This is a genomic window from Kitasatospora sp. NPDC088861 (assembly GCF_044750105.1).
Lineage (GTDB): Bacteria > Actinomycetota > Actinomycetes > Streptomycetales > Streptomycetaceae > Kitasatospora.
This window is the reverse complement of the sequence record NZ_JBIVJF010000013.1, coordinates 14,577-32,893: the sequence shown is the minus strand read 5'-3', so window position 1 is coordinate 32,893 and position 18,317 is coordinate 14,577. Positions and strand designations below refer to the sequence as shown.

Genomic DNA, 18,317 nt, shown 5'->3' with positions numbered 1-18,317 from the left:
AACCGTCAGGTCGCGCAAGGAAAGAACTCGTGGTGTTCACGTGGGGGAGAGGGGCAAGTCAAGGATGACGAAGTCCGCAGGAGCGCGCAGATTCGCGCAGGTGGTGGCGCTGGTCACGGTCGTGGCAACCGCCGCGGCCTGCAGTGGCGGCGGTGGGGGCGGCGGCAGCGGCAACCCGGGGCCGGCCGGAGCGGCGGTGCAGGGAGGTGTGGTGCGGGTCGCCGAGGCGCCCTCCACCTTCCCGGACGCCATCTGGCCGTTCGACTCCCCGGCCCAGGTCACCACGGTGAACACCAGCCAGTTCCAGGAGCTGTTCTACCGCCCCCTGTACTACTGGGGCCTGAACGACAAGGTCGCCCTCGACCCGGAGGTTTCCCTCGGCGAGGCGCCCACCTGGAGCGCGGACGGCAGGACCGTCACCCTCCAGGTCAAGCCGTGGAAGTGGTCCAACGGTGAGGACGTCAACGCCCAGGACGTGCTGTTCTGGATCAACATGGCCAAGGCCGAGTCGTCCAACAGCGGCTACTACACCCCGCCGAACCCGGCGATCGGCGCCAAGTACTTCCCGGACAACGTGGCTTCGGCGACCGCCTCGGGACAGACCCTGACGCTGACCCTCAACACCCCGGTCAACCAGACCTGGTTCACCGACGACGAGCTCAGCCAGATCACGCCGATGCCGCTCGCCTGGGACCTCACCGGCCAGGGGCAGAAGGGCAGTTGCGCGAGCGACGCGTTCGGTTCGGACGCCGCAGCGAAGGACTGCGCGGCCGACTACGCCTACCTCAGCGCGCAGTCGACCAAGGGCGGCGACTTCGCGGGCAGCCCGCTGTGGTCGGTGGTCGACGGCCCGTGGAAGCTCAAGAACTACAACGGCACCTCCGGCGCGTACGGGATCGTGCCGAACCCCGCCTACTCGGGCCCGCAGAAGCCGCACCTCGACGAGGTGGACTTCGTCCCGTACACCTCGGCCACCACGGAGTACGCGGACCTGAAGGCCGGCAGCGGCGGCGCCAACGCCATCGACGTCGGCTACCTGCCGGCCGAGAACTCCCCGACCTTCAACGCCAAGAACCCGGACGCGGGCAACCCGTTGAGCGGCGCGGGCTACTACATCCCGGCCCCGACCTACCTGGACGAGATCTCGTACTACCAGATCAACTTCGCCAACCCGGCCGTAGGGCCGCTGTTCAAGCAGCCCTACTTCACCAAGGCCGTCCAGGACACCGTGGACCAGCAGGGCATCATCAACGGCATCTGGAAGGGCTGGGGCTACCCGAGCACCGGCGCCGTGCCCAGCCTCCCGGCCGGCAACCCGCTCTCCCCCAAGAGCCAGTCCGAGCGCGCCACCTACGACCCGGCGGCCGCCAAACAGCTGCTGAGCAGCCACGGCTGGAACACCGACAGCGTCCCGGCCACCTGCACCGACCCGGGCACCGGCCCGAACCAGTGCGGCGCCGGTATCGCGGCGGGCACCAAGGCCGCGTTCACGCTCGACTACCCCTCCGGCCAGGCCGCGCTGGACACCATGGCGGCGGACATGCGCTCGGACGCGGCCAAGGCGGGCATCGGCATCACCATGGTCAGCCAGACCCAGAACACCATCGGCAACGAGGGCGTGGCCTGCGGCGCCGACCAGCCGGCCGGCTGCCAGTGGCAGGGCCTGCTCTACGGCGGCTGGGTCTACGCCCCCGACTACTACCCGACCGGCGACGCGCTGTTCGCCACCGGAGCCGGGCCGAACGTCTGGAGCTTCTCCGACCCGAAGCTGGACCAGCTGATCGTCAAGACCACCACCGGCAGCGACGTCAACGACCTGTACGCCTACGAGGACTACATCGCGGGCGACCAGCCGGTCATCTACACCCCCAACACGCTCGCGATCAGCGAGGTCACCAAGAAGCTGCACCTCGACGCCGGTGACCCCTTCCAGGGCTACGAGCCGGAGTACTGGTACTACACGAAATGACGGCCATCCGTAACGGCGTCGCCGCTGCCCCCCTCGGGGGGCGGCGGTGACGGCCTACCTGATCCGACGGCTGTTCCAGGCCCTCCTGACGGTGCTGATGGTCACCGTCATCTCCTTCGGCCTGATGCAGCTCATGCCGGGCGGCCCGGTCCGAGCGATCCTCGGCTCCCACGCCACCCCGGCCAACATCGCCCACCTGACCCAGCAGATGGGTCTGGACCGCCCCGTCTACGTGCAGTACTGGACCTGGCTGGACGGCCTGCTGCACGGCAACCTGGGCTTCGACTACATCCAGCAGCGCCCGATCTCCGACCTGCTGTTCAACGCCCTCGGCGCCTCCGCCTACATCGTCGGCGCCTCGCTGCTGCTCGCGCTGCTGATCGCGGTGCCGGCGGGCCTGCTCCAGGCCACCCGCCGCAACAGCGTGCTGGACCACGCCTTCACGGTGTTCTCCTTCGTCGCCTACGGCGTGCCGACGTTCTTCATCGGCTTCCTGATCCAGCAGTGGTTCGAGGACGACCTGCACTGGGTCTCGGTGCAGGACCAGGTGGCCACCTTCGGCGACGCGCTCACCCACCCCGGGGCCGTCTGCCTGCCCGTCCTGACCCTGACCGTCACCACCGTGGCCGGCTACAGCCGCTACATGCGCTCCGGGGTGCTGGACCAGATCACCCAGGACTACGTGCGGTCCGCCCAGGCCAAGGGCGCCTCCCGGCGCCGCACCCTGTACGGCCACGTGCTGCGCAACGCCCTGATCCCGATGGTCACCCTGGTCGGTCTCTCGTTGCCCGCGCTGGTCGGCGGCGCGCTGATCGTCGAGTACGTCTTCAACATCCAGGGCATCGGCCTGCTGACCACCCGTGCCGCGCTGCAGAACGACTACGGCATCACCCTGGCGGCCACCCTGCTCACCGCGGTGACCACCGTGGTCGGCTCGCTGCTGGCCGACCTCGGCTACGCCGTGCTGGACCCACGAGTGAGGCTCACCTGATGGCCCTGACACCCGGTACCACGGAAGGTCGGCCCGCCTCCGCCCCGGGCGGGGAGCCGGCCGGGCGGCCCCGCTCGATGCTCCGGCGCGGCGCGGAGGTCTTCGCCGAGAACAGGCTGGCCCTGGTCGCCGTCGCCGTCCTGGTCTCGATCATCGCCTTCTGCTTCCTCGGCCCGCTGTTCTACCACGCCGACACCTCGGTGGTGAACCTCTCCGCCGTCACCCTGCCGCCGGGCGCCGGGCACCCGCTCGGCACGGACAACGACGGCATCGACGAGCTCGGCAAGGTGATGGTCGGCGGGCAGACCAGCCTGGAGATCGGACTCGCCGCCGGTCTGATCGCCGCCGTCCTCGGCGCGCTGTACGGCGCGGTCGCGGGCTATCTCGGCGGCTGGATCGACGCGTTGATGATGCGGGTGATCGACTCCTTCATGTCCTTCCCGCTGATCTTCCTGCTGATCTACCTCAGCAGCGTCTACGGGAAGAGCAAGGCCATGCTGATCCTGGAGGTCGGCCTGACCTCCTGGTTCGGCATCACCCGCCTGGTCCGCGGCGAGGCCCTGGCCATCAAGGTCCGCGAGTACGTGGCCGCGTCCCGGATGATGGGCGCGGGCGGTCGGCGGATCGTGCTGAAGCACATCCTGCCCAACACCATCGGGACCACGATCGTCAACACCACGTTCTCGATCGCCGACGCGGTCTTCGCCCTGTCCACGCTCAGCTACATCGGCCTGGGCCTCCAGGCCCCCAACAACGACCTGGGCGGCATGCTCGACGTCGGCACCACCTTCGCCGGCCAGGGCTGCTGGTGGATGATCTATCCGCCCGCCGCCGTGATCATCCTGATCATCCTGTGCTTCAACGTGATCGGCGACGCCCTGCGCGACGCCTTCGAAACCCGGCTGCAGAAGCGGTGAACCCGACGGAGGATCAGCAGTGGCGCTCCTCGAAGTGACCGGCCTGCGCACCGAGATCCGGCTGAAGCGCTCGGTGGTGCACGCCCTGGACGGCGTCGACCTCGCGGTGGACGTCGGCGAGACCCTCGGCATCGTCGGGGAGTCGGGCTGCGGCAAGACCATGACCGCCATGTCGATCATGCAGCTGCTGCCGAACGGCGGCAGCGTCGTCGACGGCCGGGTCCTGCTCGACGGCCGCGATCTGCTCGCGCTCGGCCCCGAGAAGATGGACCGGGTGCGCGGCAACGACATCGGGATGATCTTCCAGGACCCGACCACCTCGCTCAACCCGACGATGACCATCGGCCGGCAGATCTCCGAGTCCGTGCGCATCCACCGCCGGGCCTCCCGGAAGGAGGCGCACGAGCGCGCCGTCGAGGTGCTGTCCCTGGTGGGGATGCCCAGCCCGGCCCAGCGGGCCCTGGTCTACCCGCACGAACTGTCCGGCGGGATGCGCCAACGGGCCATGATCGCCATGGCCCTGGCCAACGAGCCCAAGCTGCTCATCGCCGACGAGCCGACCACCGCCCTCGACGTCACCGTCCAGAAGCAGATCCTCGAACTCATCGACCACCTCAAGCAGCAGCTCGGCATGGCCGTCATCCTGGTCACCCACGACCTCGGCGTCATCGCCGGACGGGCCGACCGGATCGCCGTCATGTACGCCGGGAAGGTCGTCGAGACCACCGGCACCGAGGAGCTCTACACCAACCCCCGCCACCCGTACACCGAGGCACTGTTCGAATCGCTGCCGGAACGTTTCGCCGAGTCCGGCGGCCGGCTCTACTCGATCCCCGGCCTGCCGCCGGACCTGACCACCCCGCCGCCCGGCTGCCGGTTCGCCGCACGCTGCCGCTACGCCACCGAGCGGTGCCACGCGCAGGAGCCGCCGCTGTCCGGGGAGGCCCCGGAACACCGCTACGCCTGCTACTTCCCGGTCGGCGAGGCCGAGCCGGGCGGCCGCCCCACCGCCGTGGCACCGCCCCCGGCGACGCCGGTACGGGCCCCGGCGGTACGGGCCCCCGCGGTGCCCGACGACGCGCCGGCCGAACCGCTGCTGCGCATCGACAACCTGGTCAAGCAGTACGCGGTGACCAGCGGCCTGATCCTGCGCCGGGCCGTCGGCGCGGTCAGCGCCGTGGCCGACATCTCCCTGACGGTCCGCCGGGGAGAGACGCTCGGCCTGGTCGGCGAGTCCGGCTGCGGCAAGACCACCGTCGGCAAGCTCATCGTCGGCCTGGAGCGGCCCACCAGCGGCAGCCTGGTGTTCGAGGGCCGGGACCTGGCCCTGGTGCCACGGGCCGAGCGGCGCCGACTGCGCCGGGACGTCCAGCTCATGTTCCAGGACTCCTACGCGGCGATGAACCCCCGGATGCCCGTCCAATCGATCATGCGCGAGCCGCTGGACATCCACCGGGTCGACGGCCAGGCCGAGCGCGACCGGCGGATCAGGCAGATCTTCGACCTGGTCGGCCTGCCGCTCACCGCCCTGGACCGCTACCCGCACGAGTTCTCCGGAGGCCAGCGCCAGCGCATCGGACTGGCCCGCGCGCTGGCCCTGCGCCCCAAGCTCATCGTCGCGGACGAGCCCGTCTCGGCCCTGGACGTGTCGATCCAGTCGCAGGTGCTCAACCTGATGAGCGACCTTCAGGGCGAACTCGGACTGTCGTACCTGTTCATCTCGCACGACCTGTCCGTGGTCCGGTACCTGTCCGACCGGATCGGCGTGATGTACCTGGGCAAACTGGTGGAGATCGGCCCCGCGCCGTCGGTGTACGCCAGGCCGGTGCACCACTACACCCGCGGCCTGCTGGACACCATCCCGGTGGCCGACCCGGTGGTGGAGAAGGCCAAGAGCAGCCGGGGCGTCGCCGGGGAACTCCCGTCCGCGATCGACCCGCCGTCCGGCTGCCGCTTCCGCACCCGCTGCGCGGCGGCGCAGCAGATCTGCGCGGAGGTCGAGCCACAGCTCACCGCCTTCGGCCCCGACGACCACCTGGCCGCCTGCCACTTCCCCCTGCGGGCCGCCCCGATCCGCTGAACCGCGCCTCCGACCACGCCCCGATCCGCTGAACCGCGCCTCCGACCACGCCCCCTCCGGGAGCGGGCCGGCGAGGCCGTCGGCGGTGGGCACATGGCGGTGGGCACATGGCGGTGGGCACATGGCGATGGGCACGCGGCGGTGGGCACGTGGCGATGGGCACATGGCGGTGGCCTCCACCCCGAGAGCGGGATGGAGGCCACCGGGCCGGTTTCCGAGAGGCCGGCGAGTCCGGACGCACCCGGCGGGTGCCGGGCGCACGCGGGCCGCCCGTGGGAGGAAGGTCAGGTGCAGGGGATGACCCGGCCTCCTGTCACGACGCACTTGGGCGGCACCAGGCGCGGGTGTCCGGTGTTCGTCTGCCACTGCACCTTCGGGACGCCCTTGATGATCGCCTGGAGCGCGTAGATGAAGGCCTCCAGGAAGTCGCCCTTTCCTGCGGCGGCCACCGCGCGGGCCCCGTCGATGGCGGCGCCGGTGGCGTCGCCGGCCTGCAGGATCTGGACGTCGCCCAGGGGGCTGACCATCAGCCAGGCGCCATTGCGGCCATTGGTTCCCGAGGCCCAGCAGACCCGCCCGTCGGCGGCGGTGACGACGAGGTTCCCGTCGTCCTGCATGACGGCCTTGGCCCCGCAGCCCACGGTCTTCGACTCCCATACGGGCCAGGTGTGGTCGCCGATGGCGTCGCCCTGCGTGTAGTAGGCGACGAGGTTGCCGTCCTGCTGCATGACGAGCCGGGTGGATTGCTCCGCCGCCGAGGACTCCAGGCTCTGCCCTGGGCACAGGGTGTCCCCGTGCCACATCCACGAGTCGGAGGACTGCCGCCCGTTGCAGACCGGGGGGAGCTGGATGCTGTCCGGGAAGCGCGGGTCCCTTCCTCCGCCACCGCCGCCGGTGTTCCCGCCGCCTCCGCCTCCGCCGGTACCGCCACTGCCGGTGTTCCCACCGCCACCTCCGGTGACCGCTGAGTCGTCGAGCTTCCACCACTGGGCGGTGGAGGAGGTGCAGGCCCAGACGGCGAGGTCCTCGCTGCTGTTGACGGCGGTGAGGCAACCGTTGTCGGCCGCGGAGATGATCCGGTACCAGCCGGGCAAGTTCTGGCTCTCCTGGAAGCGCCAGAGCTGGTTGGCGTTGCCCTCCTGGGCGCTGGTGAGGTGGGTGCGGTGGGTGCTGGGGTTGTGGTCCATCACCATCGCCCCGGCGAACTTCGTCTCGATCAGCCACTGGTTGTTGGGCTTCTGCCACAGCATCCACTGCTGTGCGGCGCTGCCGTTGCCGCCCAGGGCCTTGATCCGGGTGCCGCCGGCGGTGTTGGCGCCGTCGAGGTCCGCGACCAGGCCGTTGTTGCCGGAGCGCAGGACGGTGGTGACGCCGTGGCGCACCCCGCTGCCCCCGGGCGCCTGCGGGGTTCCCCCGCTGCCGGCGTTCCCGCCGCCGGTCGAACCTCCGCCCGTCGAGCCGCCGTTGTTCCCGCCGTTGTTCCCACCGCCACCGCCGGACGAGCCGCCGGTGTTCCCACCGGCGCCGCCTCCGCCGGAGCCGCCGCCAGGGGTGGGCCCGTTCTGGATGTTGTCGAGCCGCCAGCGCTGGCGGTCCGAGCCGTCGCAGGCCCAGATGCCCAGCTGCTCACCGGCGTTGTTGGCGGTCAGGCAGCCGCTGTCGGTGTCGCTGGTGATCCAGAACCAGCCGCCTCCGGCGTCGTGGAAGGCCCAGTGCTGGTTGGCGTTGCCGTCCATCGTCCGGATCAGGTGGGCGCGGTGGGTGCCCGGGTCGTGGTCCATGACCATGCCCTGGCCGGCGGCGGCCTTGCCGTCGGTCAGCAGCGTCTCGATGATCCAGCGCCCGTTCGCGGTGGGCCAGAACGCCCAGCGCTGCGCGTCGTTGCCGTTCGAGCCGAGCGCCTTGATCGCGGTGCCGGAGGCGGTGTTCGCGCCGTCGAGGTCCGCGACCATGGTGTTGTTCGCCGAGCGCAGGGTGGCGACCTGCGACGAACCGACGCCGGGGCTCACCACCGGGGTGGTGCCGGGCTGCTGCGCGGGCCGCTGTGGGGCGCGCGGCGGGACGGTGCCCAGGCCCCAGCGCTGCGCGTCGCTGGCGTTGCAGTCCCAGATCTGCAGTGCGGTGCCGTTCGCGGAGTTGCCCCCCACGACGTCCAGGCACTTGCCCGAGTTCGGGTTGACCAGGGAGGAGTCCGCGCCCTGGCGCCAGTTCTGCGCCGCGCTGGCGTTGCAGTCGTACAGACCCACCCGGGTGCCGCCGGCGGTGTTGCCGGCGGCGACGTCCAGGCACTTGCCGAACGCCTTCAGGACGAGCCCGTCGCTGGTCGCGGTCGGGGTCCACTGCTGGGAGGCGGTGTTGTTGCAGTCGTAGAGGTCGATCGGGGTGTTGTTCGCGGTGTTGCCGGCGGTGACGTCCAGGCACTTGGACGGCAGCGCCGAGTAGACCGGCACCGCGGCCGCGCCGCCGGAGTTCCCGCCACCGCCACCGCCACCGTCACCGCTGGTGCCACCGGTGCCACCGCCGGTCGACGGGTTGTCGACGGCCTCGGTCAGGCGCCACTTCTGGGCGTTGGTGCCGTCACAGCCGAGGATCGCCAGCTCCGCACCGTCGGCCGCCGCCGTGAGGCAGCCGTTGCCGGCGGCGCTGACGACCGTGAACCAGCCGCCCCCGGCGTCGGTGAACCGCCACAGCTGGTTGGCGTTGCCCTCCTGCGCACCGATGAGATGGGTGCGGTGGGTGGTGGGGTTGTGGTCCATCACCATGCCGCCGCCGAGCTTCGTCTCGATCAGCCACCGGCTGTCCGGCTTCTGCCACAGCGTCCACTTCTGCGCGTCGTTGCCGTTGCGGCCCTGCGCCTTGATGCGGGTCCCGGCGGCGGTGTTGGCGCCGTCGAGGTCCGCGAGCAGGCCGCCGTTGCCCGACTGCAGTACCACCGTCCGGTTGTGTACGGGCTGCGCACCACCGGCGCCCAGCGGCGGCTGGCCGCCGGTGCCGCCACCGCCCGTGCTGCCGCCGTTGTTGCCGTTGCCGCCCCCGGTCGTCGGCACGGTGCCGGAGAGCTTCCACTTCTGCTGCGCGCTGCCGTCGCAGTCGCGGACGGCCAGTACCTCGTGCGCGCCGCGCTGGGTCAGGCAGCCGCCGGCCGCGCTGACGACGTTCGTCCAGCCGCCCCCGGCGTCCCTGAACTGCCACAGCTGGCCGGGCTGCCCGTCCGCGGCGGCCGGTGCGAGCACGCTCTCGTGCCGGCCGGTGTCGTGGGCCAGCAGCATGCGCTCGGCGGCGGAGGCGCGGTTGTAGGTGAGCCGGGTCTCGATCGCCCAGTTCCCGTTGCCGCGGTCCCAGAACACCCACTTCTGCGCGTCCGTGCCGTTCGGCTCGTAGGCCTGGACGGCGTTGCCCGCCACGGTGCTGGAGCCGCGGACGTCGGGCACGAGGGTGTCCCCGGTGCCCGGCTGGAGGTATGCGCCGGTCCCGGCGTCGTTGCCAGTGCCGCCGTCGGGGCCAGTGCCGTTGTTGGGGCCGCTGGGAGTCGACGGGCCGCCGAAGATCGGCGGAAACATGGGCAGAACGGGGAACCCGGGCAGCGAGATCCCCGGAGGCGCGGGCACCGGCGGACGGCCGCCGGTGGAACCGTTGTCACCGCCAGGGGTGTTGCCGTCCGGCTGGTCCTTCCGCTTGCACTTGGGAGGCTCCTCCGGCGACTTGGGCGGGTTCGACCAGGCGGCGGGGTCGTTCGGGAAGCCGGTGGTCGTGGGCCACGGGACGTCCGGCAGCCCCGGCAGGGAGGGCCACGGGACGGTGGGGAACCCGGGGACGGACGGCCAGCGCCAGAGCGGGATGCTCGGGAGCGTCGGCCAGGTGACGTCCGGAAGCGAGGGCCCGTCCGTCCCCGGCGCGTCCGGCAGGTCGGGGTGGCCCGGCCACGGCACGTTCGGGGAGCCGGGCACCGAGGGCCACTTCACCTGCGGGAATCCCGGCACGGTGGGCCAGGCCAGGTCCGGGTGCCCCGGGATCGCCGGGTCGGTGGCGCTCGGCAGCCCGGGGATCAGGGCCCTGCCGTCGTCGTTGCCGTTGCCGGGCAGCGGCAGCACCGGCCACGGGACGCCGGGGTGGCCCGGCATGGCGGGCCACGGGACGGTCGGGGAGCCGGGGACGGCCGGCCAGGTCGCCTCGGGGTGGCCGGAGACGGCGGGCCACGCCGTGGTGGGCAGAGTGGGGAAGCCGGGCCAGCGCAGCTCGGGCAGGTCGGGGTGGCCGGGCATCGGGACGCCCGGGAAGCCCGGGACGGACGGCCACGGGATCGCCGGGTGCCCTGGCAGCGACGGCCAGGTCACCTCGGGGCGGTCCGCGACGGTCGGCCACGGCAGGTCGGGGAAGCCGGGGACGGTGTGGCCGGCGCCGGAGCACGGCACGGACAGGTGCCAGCCCTGCCGGTCGGAGCCGTCGCACGGCGCCACCGTCAGCGCGGTGCCGTCCAGGGTGAGGCAACGGCCGTCGGTGGCCGTGGTGATGCGGTAGCCGCCCGCGCCGTCGGCGACGAAGCGCCAGCGCTGGCCGGGGCTGCCGTCGGGCTTGCCGTTCGTCGCGTCGTTCTCGATCGGCCGCACGGCCAGCCGGTCACCGTACGCGGGGACGCTGAGCACGCTGCCCTGTCCGGCCGGGGTGGTGCCGTTGGTCCGGCCGGTCTCGATCACCCAGGTGTCGTCCGCCTTCTGCCAGGTCGCCCAGCTCTGCCCGGCGGAGCAGTCGGGGGCGGCGGCCCGTACCGGGCTGCCCGGAGCGGGCGAGGCGTCCGGCACGTCGGCGACCAGGCCGGCGGCTCCGGAGGTCAGGACGGAGACCTTCCCGTGCTGCGGCTCCCGGGCTGTGGCGGCGGAAGCGGAGGCCGTCGGCGGCGCGCTGTCGGCCGGGACGCCGGCCGGGACGTCAGCGGGGACGCCGGCCGCCGCGAGGGAGATCATGGACGCGGCCGCTGCTCGGGGCGGGGACGGGACGTTCGGCCGACAGGTCTCGTCCTTGCGACGCAGCGGGTCCTTGCTGAACATCACCGGGAAGTGGTCCGATTCCTCCACGTAGCCGAGGCGGCGCGCCGTGTACTGGTGGTCGGCCGGCAGCCCCCGGGCGATCATGTAGTCGTATTCGGAGGTCGGGCGGTTCCTGGAGTAGGTCATCATGCCGGAGCTGACGAGCCGACGGCCGTCGCCGAACACCTGCGCCATCGACAGCGACCCGGGCTCGCGGTTGAAGTCGCCCATCAGGGCCCAGTTCGCGTCGCCCGTCGCCGTGACCGCCTGGATGGCGGCCGGCACGTTGTTCCGCTCATGGAAGCCTGCTGCCCTGTTGGTGGCGTGCATGGAGTAGTACCACGTGCCGTCCGCGAGCTTGACGCCCAGGATGGGCTTGGCATCGTTAGCCACCTGGCCGTTGTTCTCCGGCTGAGGCGGGATGACCCTCACCACGGGCGCCGCAGCGTTGTCGATGCTCCGGGGCACCACGAGGGCCAGCGAGCGTTCTTCACGGGTGGCTGTCCTGACCCGGTAGATGGTGCGAGTGCCGCCTGTCCAGGCGGGAAACACCTCCCATCGGTACCTCTGGACCTCGAAACCGTTCGTGTTGATCGATGCTTCGGGCACGATGTCCGGATCGTCCGGTTCCGCGTCCCGGATTTCCTGCAGCGCGAGAATGTCAACACGTTGGGCGAGATCGAAGATCTCCCCCCGCCATCTGGTGCCGTACCGATTGTTGTAGGTCGCGGCCGAGTGTTCCTGAACGGTCGCTGGTACGGCCTGCGGCGGAGCGACGGGGCCCACCGCGTGCGCGGGTATCGGGAACGCGCCGATGAGCCCCGCCAGCAGGGCGAACAGCGGTACGACCGCCGTGTACGCCCATTGTGGTCGCCACGGTATTCGCCGTTCGGTCGGTGAGGCGGCCGTGCCCGGGTGTGCCATTGAGAAACTCCTTGAAACTTCACAGCTGTACCGGGGCACGTTGACAGTGGGTGGTAGACAAACGATGAACGGATGGCCCTGGCGCGTATATCTCGCTGCGGTACCAGCTGTGAACCCGCGACGGGTCCGATGCCCCGCCAGTGGCCACGGTCGACCAGCAGCCCCAGATGATCCTGATCCCCGTGCGGGACCTGTAGACGGGCCGCGCCGACGGCAAGCCCGCCTCCCAGCAGGCCCCCTGCTCGACGTCCTCGCCCAGGGACGCCCCTCACCGCTTCCTGCTGCCGCGTCAGCGTCCCGCAGCCGGCCCGGGCTGCTCATCCGTTCGGGTGAGGCGAGGTTGGAGGGGGGCCGGGGGTGGCAGAACGGCGGGCATGACGACTTCCTCCACCAGGCGCCGCCGGGGCCGCCCTGGCAAGCCGGCCTTCGCGCCCGTGCCCGTCCGCCAGGCCGTCGGTCCCGCGGTGCCGTCCGGGCCGCGTCGACCTGCCGCCGGGTGCTGCCGGACCTGGAACAGCGAGCACAGGCTGCCCGGCGGCCAGGTGGTCCGGACGACCTGGCACCAGCCCGCCTGCCTGGCCTGGGCCGTCCGGTGACCACGCACCAGATGCCGGACGGACACTGCGCGCGCCGGCTGCCGTGCCCTCCGGCGCCCGGTCCCCCGGTGGCTTCGGTGAGGACGGCGGCGCCGCTGACGCCGGTGATCGTGGCGTTGGCGGTGCCGTCCGGCAGGGGGCGGGTGTCCTCCCGCGGGCCGGGTAGGGCGTTTTGTCCTGGCCCCGTCCGGTTTCGGACGGGCGGCTGCCCCGGGGCGGGGTGCTCCCGGGGCAGCCGTGGCGCGGGTGCGGGTGGGGTCAGCCCTGCCCGCCGGTGCTGATGCCGGTCTCGGTGGCGCTGCCCGCGACGCCGCCAGGGCCGACCACGACGGCGCCGGTGAGGAAGGAGGAGCCACAGGGGCCGAACTGGGCGTCGGTGACCTGAAGGGCGCTGCCGTTCGGGCCGACGGCGAACGCGCCGCTGTCGAAGTTGACGGTGGGGATGTTGTCGGTCTCGGCGGCGGAGGCGGTGGTCGCCGCGCCGATGACGAGCGGGAGGCTGAGGACGGAGACGGCCAGGATGCGGTGCGCGGTACGCATGGGTGGAACCCTTCGAGGTGCGAATGGTGAGGGTGGATCGGACGGCCGTGGTGTGGCGGCCCGTCACCATCCACACACGGTCGTGTGCGCATCGCTACCGGGGGGAGGCTGTTCGTACCATCGGTTCACTCGGCCCTCGGCCCGGTTCCGCTCGCCGGGCCCGGCCTGCCGGCCGTGGACCCACCGGCGCCCGTCCCGCCCGCAGGGCCTGACTCCGTCAGGCGAGGTTCTGTTCCAGGGCCGCGAGGTAGCGCTTCATCGCGTGGTCGCGCACACCGGCCGTGGCCGGAGCGAACGCGTCGGCGGTCAGGCCCTTGGCGCGGTCGGCGAGCCCGGCGACCAGGCCCATGGAGTCGTGGAGCCGGCCCGAGGAGTCGATGTACTTCAGCGCCTCGACGTGGGTGTAGGCCGGCTCCGGCGGCAGCTGGGGCACGATGTCGTTGTTGTTGACGAACCGGTACAGGCGTCCCTTGAAGCCCTCGTTGCAGGCGGCGGCGAGCAGCCGGTCACAGGTGCGGGGCTGCCCGAACGTGATGATGCCGTCGGCCTGGAGGCGCGGGTCCTCCAGGTACAACCGGGCGCCGGCCAGCATCGCCAGGGCTCCGCCGAGGCTGTGGCCGGTGAACCACACGGTCTGGCCGTTGGTGCGCAGCTGGGCGTGGACGTCCCGGACGTCCGGGAAGACCGACTCCAGCGCTTCGGCGAAGCCGTAGTGGACGTAGCCGGTGCGGGCGGGGCCGGGCCAGGGCGGCGTGGAGGAGTCGGAGAGCCAGTCGCGGATCTCGGTCGGTTGGGTGCCGCGGAACGCCGTGACGACCATGTGGTCGCTGGCCATGGTGTAGCCCTGGGTGTCCTCCAGCGGGAAGGGCGGAGTGAACCGGGTCTGGTGGTGACGCACCCGGTCGAAGCCCCAGTCGCGGGCCTGCTGTTCGATGGTGGCCTCGTCCTGGTAGGCGAGTTCGGACGCCTTCGCCAGCCAGTAGGCGTGCGGGACGCTGTAGTTCTTCGCCTGGTGGTCGAAGGTGGTGGGCACGGGCACGGCGATCTCTCCTCCGGGACGGCCGGCGGACGGGGGACGCACCGCCGGCGCGGACATCAGCCCCGTCGTACCAGAGCGCGGACCGCCGCTCCGGGTGGGCCGCGCCCGGATGTCATCCCGACAGCCGAGCCGGCGCACGGGGGCGGCTACGGGTGGTGGAGGGCGCGGGCGTACGCCAGGTCGGCGGGCCCGTTCTGGCCGATGTGGAAGAAGTGGTTCACCTGCCAGGCCTGCGTGCTGCGCGCTTGCCGGTTGGTCGTGGTCACCCATGGCGGGTAGACGCGGAACCCTCGTTTCCCGCCGGAGCCGTTGCGGGAGACGATGTCGCGCTCGCACAGCACCTCGGACGGGAAGACGAACTGCCCGAAGCCGTTGTCGTCGCGGCAGCTGATGACGAAGAGGTCCACCCCGTCGTCGGTGTCGAAGGGCCGGATCGGTCCCTCTTCGGATCGCAGCCACACGGTGACGAACTGGCCCGCCTTCGTCGGGGTGGTTTTGGCCGCGCGGAACCGGACCGAGCGGCCGTCGATCGTGAACCGGCAAGCCGCGTATTCGGTGCTCTCCGGTTCGGCCACCGGGGGCGAACAGGCCAAACCGCTCGGGTCGTACACCAAGGCCTTCGCCGCCAGCAGGTCAGCATGAAGTCCTGCCCACGGCTGATTCGTCACCATTCCGTCATTCTGCCATCGAGGCTGCCACCCCTTGAGGTGCTCTATCAGGGGCTCCTGCCATCGGACCCGATCACGGACAGGCGGGTGGAGCAGGCGCCGTCGCCGTCCGGTCGGCAGCCGCTCCCGGCTGCGCCGCTCCTGGTCGGGTGGTCGAGCGCGTCGCTCTACACGGAGTCGTGTCGACCTGCCGGTGGCCGATCCGATGCCGCAGACCGCGGCCTTCGCCTCCGCTCTAAACCAGCTCCCGCAGGCGGAAAGCGGGCCCTGCCCCGGTAGATTGCCATCCTTGATCGAGCGCGGTGCGCACTCCCGCCTCGACGATGGACGGCACGACGGGGAACGCTGACGTGGCTGCCAGAAGCACCGGGCCCATCTGGTCGACCCGCTGGACCGCGAAACCGGACCGGCCCCATGCGCACGCGATGCAGCAGCGGACACCACCGTGTACCCGCCACCGGTACACCACCTCGTCGATGGTGATCAGGCGCGACCCTTTCTTCCTCAGCGTCAACTATGCCTCCTCGTACGGAACATCGGTGATGGGACGACCACTCGACTCGACCTCGCCACACCGAGCGTGCCAGAGTCCGAGGACGAAGGCACCCGACCTCCGGCGAGTCGCGTTGCCCCTCAGGGGCTCGCGTTGGCCGGGCCTGGCACGGATCCGACGGTCAGTGCGCGGCATGTCACCGCGTGACAGCGCCGCTGTCGCTGTCGGGCGACACCGGCGGCGGGCGACCCGGCGGCGGGCGGTCGAGAGCGCGGGCATCCGCGAGTGAGGAGCCACCTGGCAGAAGGCCTGGACCTTCGGGTGAACACCACCGGACCGACGGCCCGTCAACGCACCCGTTGACGGGAGCGTTGACGCCGCGTCTACCGGGGCCCGGTGGCATGACCGCAGGCCGGTTCCAGGGGGGAGCCGCCCGAGAGGAGAACCCCGAGATGATCACCCGTCGTACGGCCGCCGCCGCCGTCGTCCTGTCCGCCGCGACCGTCGTGTCCGGGATGGCCTTCGGCGCCGGGACCGCCAGTGCGGCCGAGTCGCTCCCGTCCAGCGGCGCCGACTACCGCATCTCCAGCTACGCGGGCGGCGCCCTCCAGTGGGACAGCCGCAACAACGCCTCCAACGTGGTGGTCCGCGACTGGAACGAGTCCTCCGCCCAGCAGGTCTGGACGGTCAGGGACGAGGGCAACGGCGCCTGGTCGGTCAAGGTGCCCGGCACCAACAACGCCGTCGACCGGGACCGGGGCAAGAACACCGTCGGTGCCTGGAACTACGTCGGCGCGGACAATCAGAAGTGGTGGCTGGAGAACACCTCGATGGGCAACGGCCGGGCCTGGCTGCTGCACAGCGTCTCGGACAGCAACCTCTGCCTCGCCCGTGGCGCGGACCTGAACGCCAAGGTGGCCGCCTGCAACGCGGGGGACCCGGCGCAGTCCTGGAACCTCGACCGCAACGGCGCCACCACCCCGCCGACCGCCGGCCGCCCGACCATCGACCTCGACTACTCGCAGGCCCCGGACCTCGGGCCGTGGCTGGAGCAGCAGAAGAGGACCGTCGCGGACTACTACCCGACGATCTCCAACCTGATCACCAAGGGAGCCTTCGCCGCCCCCAGCTACTTCAAGATCATCTTTGACCCGAAGCTGACCGACTACCCCGCGTTCACCACGGTGAACCCCAGCAGCGGCGTCAAGGAGGTCCACGTCAACATCGGCTACACCCGCGGCAACCAGGGTGACACCGGCTTCCTGGTGCACGAGGCCGTGCACGTCGCGGTCTGGGACAGCCCGTTCTCCGGCAAGTGGTGGCTGGGCGAGGGCCTGGCGGACTGGGTGCGCGACTACAACTTCCAGCCGGGCACCGGCGCCCAGCGCTTCGGCCCGGACTCCAACTACGACAGCGGCTACCAGGCCACCGCCCGGTTCATCGACTACGTCTCGAAGGCCTACAACAAGCCCGACCTGGCACACCTGCTGAACACCACGAACTACAACGAGCAGATCTGGGTCCAGCTCACCGGCAAGAGCGCCCAGCAGCTCTGGAACGAGATGCCCAAGTAACCCGCGCCCCCACACCCCACCCGACGGCCCGGCACCCACGAGGTGCCGGGCCGTCGTGTTGACGTCAGGAGCGCCGCCAAGGGGCGGGTGTGCGCGGTGCGGGACGGCCCGGCGCGCCTGGAAACACCGGAAGGTCACCTTTTCGAGTGAAGATCGAGATTGGGCCCCGAGTTCTGATCGCTCGTCACCGATGATGCGTTCGAGATCTTGCGGAGAGTGCCGGGCAGGAGCGGTCTGTCGGGAGGCGACATCGCCGCGTCCTCGTGGCGGCCTCGGCGGCCGCGCCCGGCGCGGTCGCGTTCCCGAGTGACAGCACACCCGATGAGGAGATGAAGTGCAGGAGAAGCGGCTCAAGTCCTGGGGCAACAACCGCGCGGGTCAGCTCGGCGACGGCACCTGGACGGACATCCGTACGACGGCCACCACCGTGCTGGGGCTGACGAGCGCCGAGGTGGTGAAGATCGCCGCCGGGGGAAGTGGCCCCACCGCAGGTTTCGGGCTGGCCCTGCTGACCGACCGCACGGTGCAGACGTGGGGCGCCAACGGGTCCGGGCAGCTCGGAGACGGTTCGGTGTTCAGCCACAACGCGCCCGGCCAGGTCGTCAACCTTTCCGATGCCACCGACGTCGCCGCGGGCGGAGTGCACAGCCTGGCACTGCTCGCCGACCGGACCGTGGTCGCCTGGGGGCGCAACAACTACGGCCAGCTCGGCAACGGCACCAACGCCGACAGCAGCGTCCCGGTCCGGGTCGAGGGACTCAACAAGGTGATCGCGATCGCCGCCGGACTCAACCACAGTCTGGCGCTGCGCGAGGACGGCACCGTGTGGGCCTGGGGCTACAACATCAACGGCCAGCTCGGGGACGGCACTTCGGCGAGCCGCAACGTACCGTCGCCGGTGAACAACCTGACCGGTGTGACCCGGATCGCCGCCGGAGCCGACCACAACCTGGCCCTGGTCGGCCCGCCGAGCACTTCCACCAAGCCCACCAGCGGCAACGCGGTGAAGGCGTGGGGCTACAACGCCACCGGCCAGCTCGGCGACAACACCACCATCAGCCGCTTCACCCCGGTCGACACCCAGGGCAGCTGGCTCGGAGGGGTCTCCGGGATCGCGGCCGGAGCCCACCACAGCCTGGCCGTCACCGACAGCGACAACAAGCTCAAGGCCTGGGGCCGGAACACCTCCGGCCAGATCGGCGACGGCACCACCGACTACCGGATCACCCCCGTCCAGGTCCCCGGCCTCACCGGCATCCAACTGATCGCCGGCGGCCGCGAACACACCATCGTCCTGCTCGGCGACAACACCGTCCGCTCCTGGGGCAACAACGGCTCCGGCCAACTCGGCAACGGCACCACCACCGACAGCAGCACCCCCGTCACCTCGCTCACCGCGCTGACCGGCGTCGACAAGATCGCCGCACCCCTCGGCGGCGACTTCAGCCTGGCCAACTGAACCCGGCGCGCGGCCTCGGCTCCCCGCCGAGGCCGCGCACGGC

At 71.4% G+C, this 18,317-nt stretch carries 12 protein-coding genes; 7 read left to right on the top strand and 5 right to left on the bottom strand.

Annotated elements, in window-relative coordinates; all coding sequences use genetic code 11:
• Positions 1-64: 64 nt before the first annotated feature.
• The 4 genes from ACIP37_RS22040 to ACIP37_RS22025 are packed head-to-tail and all read left to right on the top strand — an operon-like array spanning position 65 to position 5,957.
• Positions 65-1,969 (top strand): ABC transporter substrate-binding protein, encoded by a 1,905-nt coding sequence (locus tag ACIP37_RS22040; protein WP_363581281.1) that lies wholly within the window; start codon positions 65-67, stop codon positions 1,967-1,969.
• Between the two features lie 46 nt (positions 1,970-2,015).
• Complete coding sequence (locus tag ACIP37_RS22035; RefSeq protein WP_363581283.1) at positions 2,016-2,960, top strand: ABC transporter permease; 945 nt, start codon at positions 2,016-2,018, stop codon at positions 2,958-2,960.
• A complete protein-coding gene (locus tag ACIP37_RS22030; protein WP_363581285.1) occupies positions 2,960-3,877 on the top strand; it encodes an ABC transporter permease in 918 nt (305 codons plus the stop codon). The genes ACIP37_RS22035 and ACIP37_RS22030 overlap by 1 nt, the downstream gene beginning before the upstream one ends.
• A 19-nt stretch (positions 3,878-3,896) precedes the next feature.
• Positions 3,897-5,957, top strand: a complete 2,061-nt coding sequence (locus tag ACIP37_RS22025) for an ABC transporter ATP-binding protein (protein WP_363581287.1) — start codon at positions 3,897-3,899, stop codon at positions 5,955-5,957.
• 284 nt (positions 5,958-6,241) lie between these two features.
• On the opposite strand, the gene ACIP37_RS22020 is transcribed toward ACIP37_RS22025, so the two are convergent.
• Positions 6,242-11,374, bottom strand: coding sequence for an RICIN domain-containing protein (locus ACIP37_RS22020; RefSeq protein WP_400844321.1), 5,133 nt, complete (start codon positions 11,372-11,374; stop codon positions 6,242-6,244).
• A 905-nt stretch (positions 11,375-12,279) separates the two neighbouring features.
• Here ACIP37_RS22020 and ACIP37_RS22015 point away from each other — a divergent pair.
• Entirely contained in the window at positions 12,280-12,501 is a 222-nt protein-coding gene (locus ACIP37_RS22015; RefSeq protein ID WP_400809214.1) for a hypothetical protein, read from the top strand.
• Between the two features lie 258 nt (positions 12,502-12,759).
• On the opposite strand, the gene ACIP37_RS22010 is transcribed toward ACIP37_RS22015, so the two are convergent.
• The 4 genes from ACIP37_RS22010 to ACIP37_RS21995 all read right to left on the bottom strand — a co-directional run bounded on the left by ACIP37_RS22010 (position 12,760) and on the right by ACIP37_RS21995 (position 15,262).
• Complete coding sequence (locus tag ACIP37_RS22010) at positions 12,760-13,041, bottom strand: hypothetical protein (RefSeq protein WP_363581293.1); 282 nt, start codon at positions 13,039-13,041, stop codon at positions 12,760-12,762.
• A gap of 217 nt (positions 13,042-13,258) precedes the next feature.
• On the bottom strand, positions 13,259-14,080 hold the full coding sequence (locus ACIP37_RS22005) for a lipase family protein (protein ID WP_400809210.1): 822 nt from the start codon (positions 14,078-14,080) through the stop codon (positions 13,259-13,261).
• Between the two features lie 146 nt (positions 14,081-14,226).
• Positions 14,227-14,751, bottom strand: a complete 525-nt coding sequence (locus ACIP37_RS22000) for a MepB family protein (RefSeq protein ID WP_363581297.1) — start codon at positions 14,749-14,751, stop codon at positions 14,227-14,229.
• Between the two features lie 232 nt (positions 14,752-14,983).
• Positions 14,984-15,262 (bottom strand): hypothetical protein, encoded by a 279-nt coding sequence (locus ACIP37_RS21995; RefSeq protein WP_363581299.1) that lies wholly within the window; start codon positions 15,260-15,262, stop codon positions 14,984-14,986.
• Between the two features lie 431 nt (positions 15,263-15,693).
• Between ACIP37_RS21995 and ACIP37_RS21990 the strand changes: the two genes are divergently transcribed.
• Entirely contained in the window at positions 15,694-16,815 is a 1,122-nt protein-coding gene (locus ACIP37_RS21990) for a basic secretory protein-like protein (protein ID WP_400844318.1), read from the top strand.
• A 334-nt stretch (positions 16,816-17,149) separates the two neighbouring features.
• Positions 17,150-18,274 carry a hypothetical protein gene (locus ACIP37_RS21985; RefSeq protein ID WP_363581303.1) on the top strand — a complete coding sequence of 375 codons (1,125 nt, stop codon included), beginning with the start codon at positions 17,150-17,152 and terminating at the stop codon, positions 18,272-18,274.
• Positions 18,275-18,317: the final 43 nt, after the last annotated feature.

Excerpts from the sequence above, each read along its gene's own strand:
- ACIP37_RS22040 (WP_363581281.1), top strand. The coding sequence starts at position 65 with ATGACGAAGTCCGCAGGAGCGCGCAGATTCGCGCAGGTGGTGGCGCTG.
- ACIP37_RS22030 (WP_363581285.1), top strand. The coding sequence starts at position 2,960 with ATGGCCCTGACACCCGGTACCACGGAAGGTCGGCCCGCCTCCGCCCCG.
- ACIP37_RS22015 (WP_400809214.1), top strand. The coding sequence starts at position 12,280 with ATGACGACTTCCTCCACCAGGCGCCGCCGGGGCCGCCCTGGCAAGCCG.
- ACIP37_RS22010 (WP_363581293.1), bottom strand. The coding sequence starts at position 13,041 with ATGCGTACCGCGCACCGCATCCTGGCCGTCTCCGTCCTCAGCCTCCCG.
- ACIP37_RS22000 (WP_363581297.1), bottom strand. The coding sequence starts at position 14,751 with ATGGTGACGAATCAGCCGTGGGCAGGACTTCATGCTGACCTGCTGGCG.
- ACIP37_RS21990 (WP_400844318.1), top strand. The coding sequence starts at position 15,694 with ATGATCACCCGTCGTACGGCCGCCGCCGCCGTCGTCCTGTCCGCCGCG.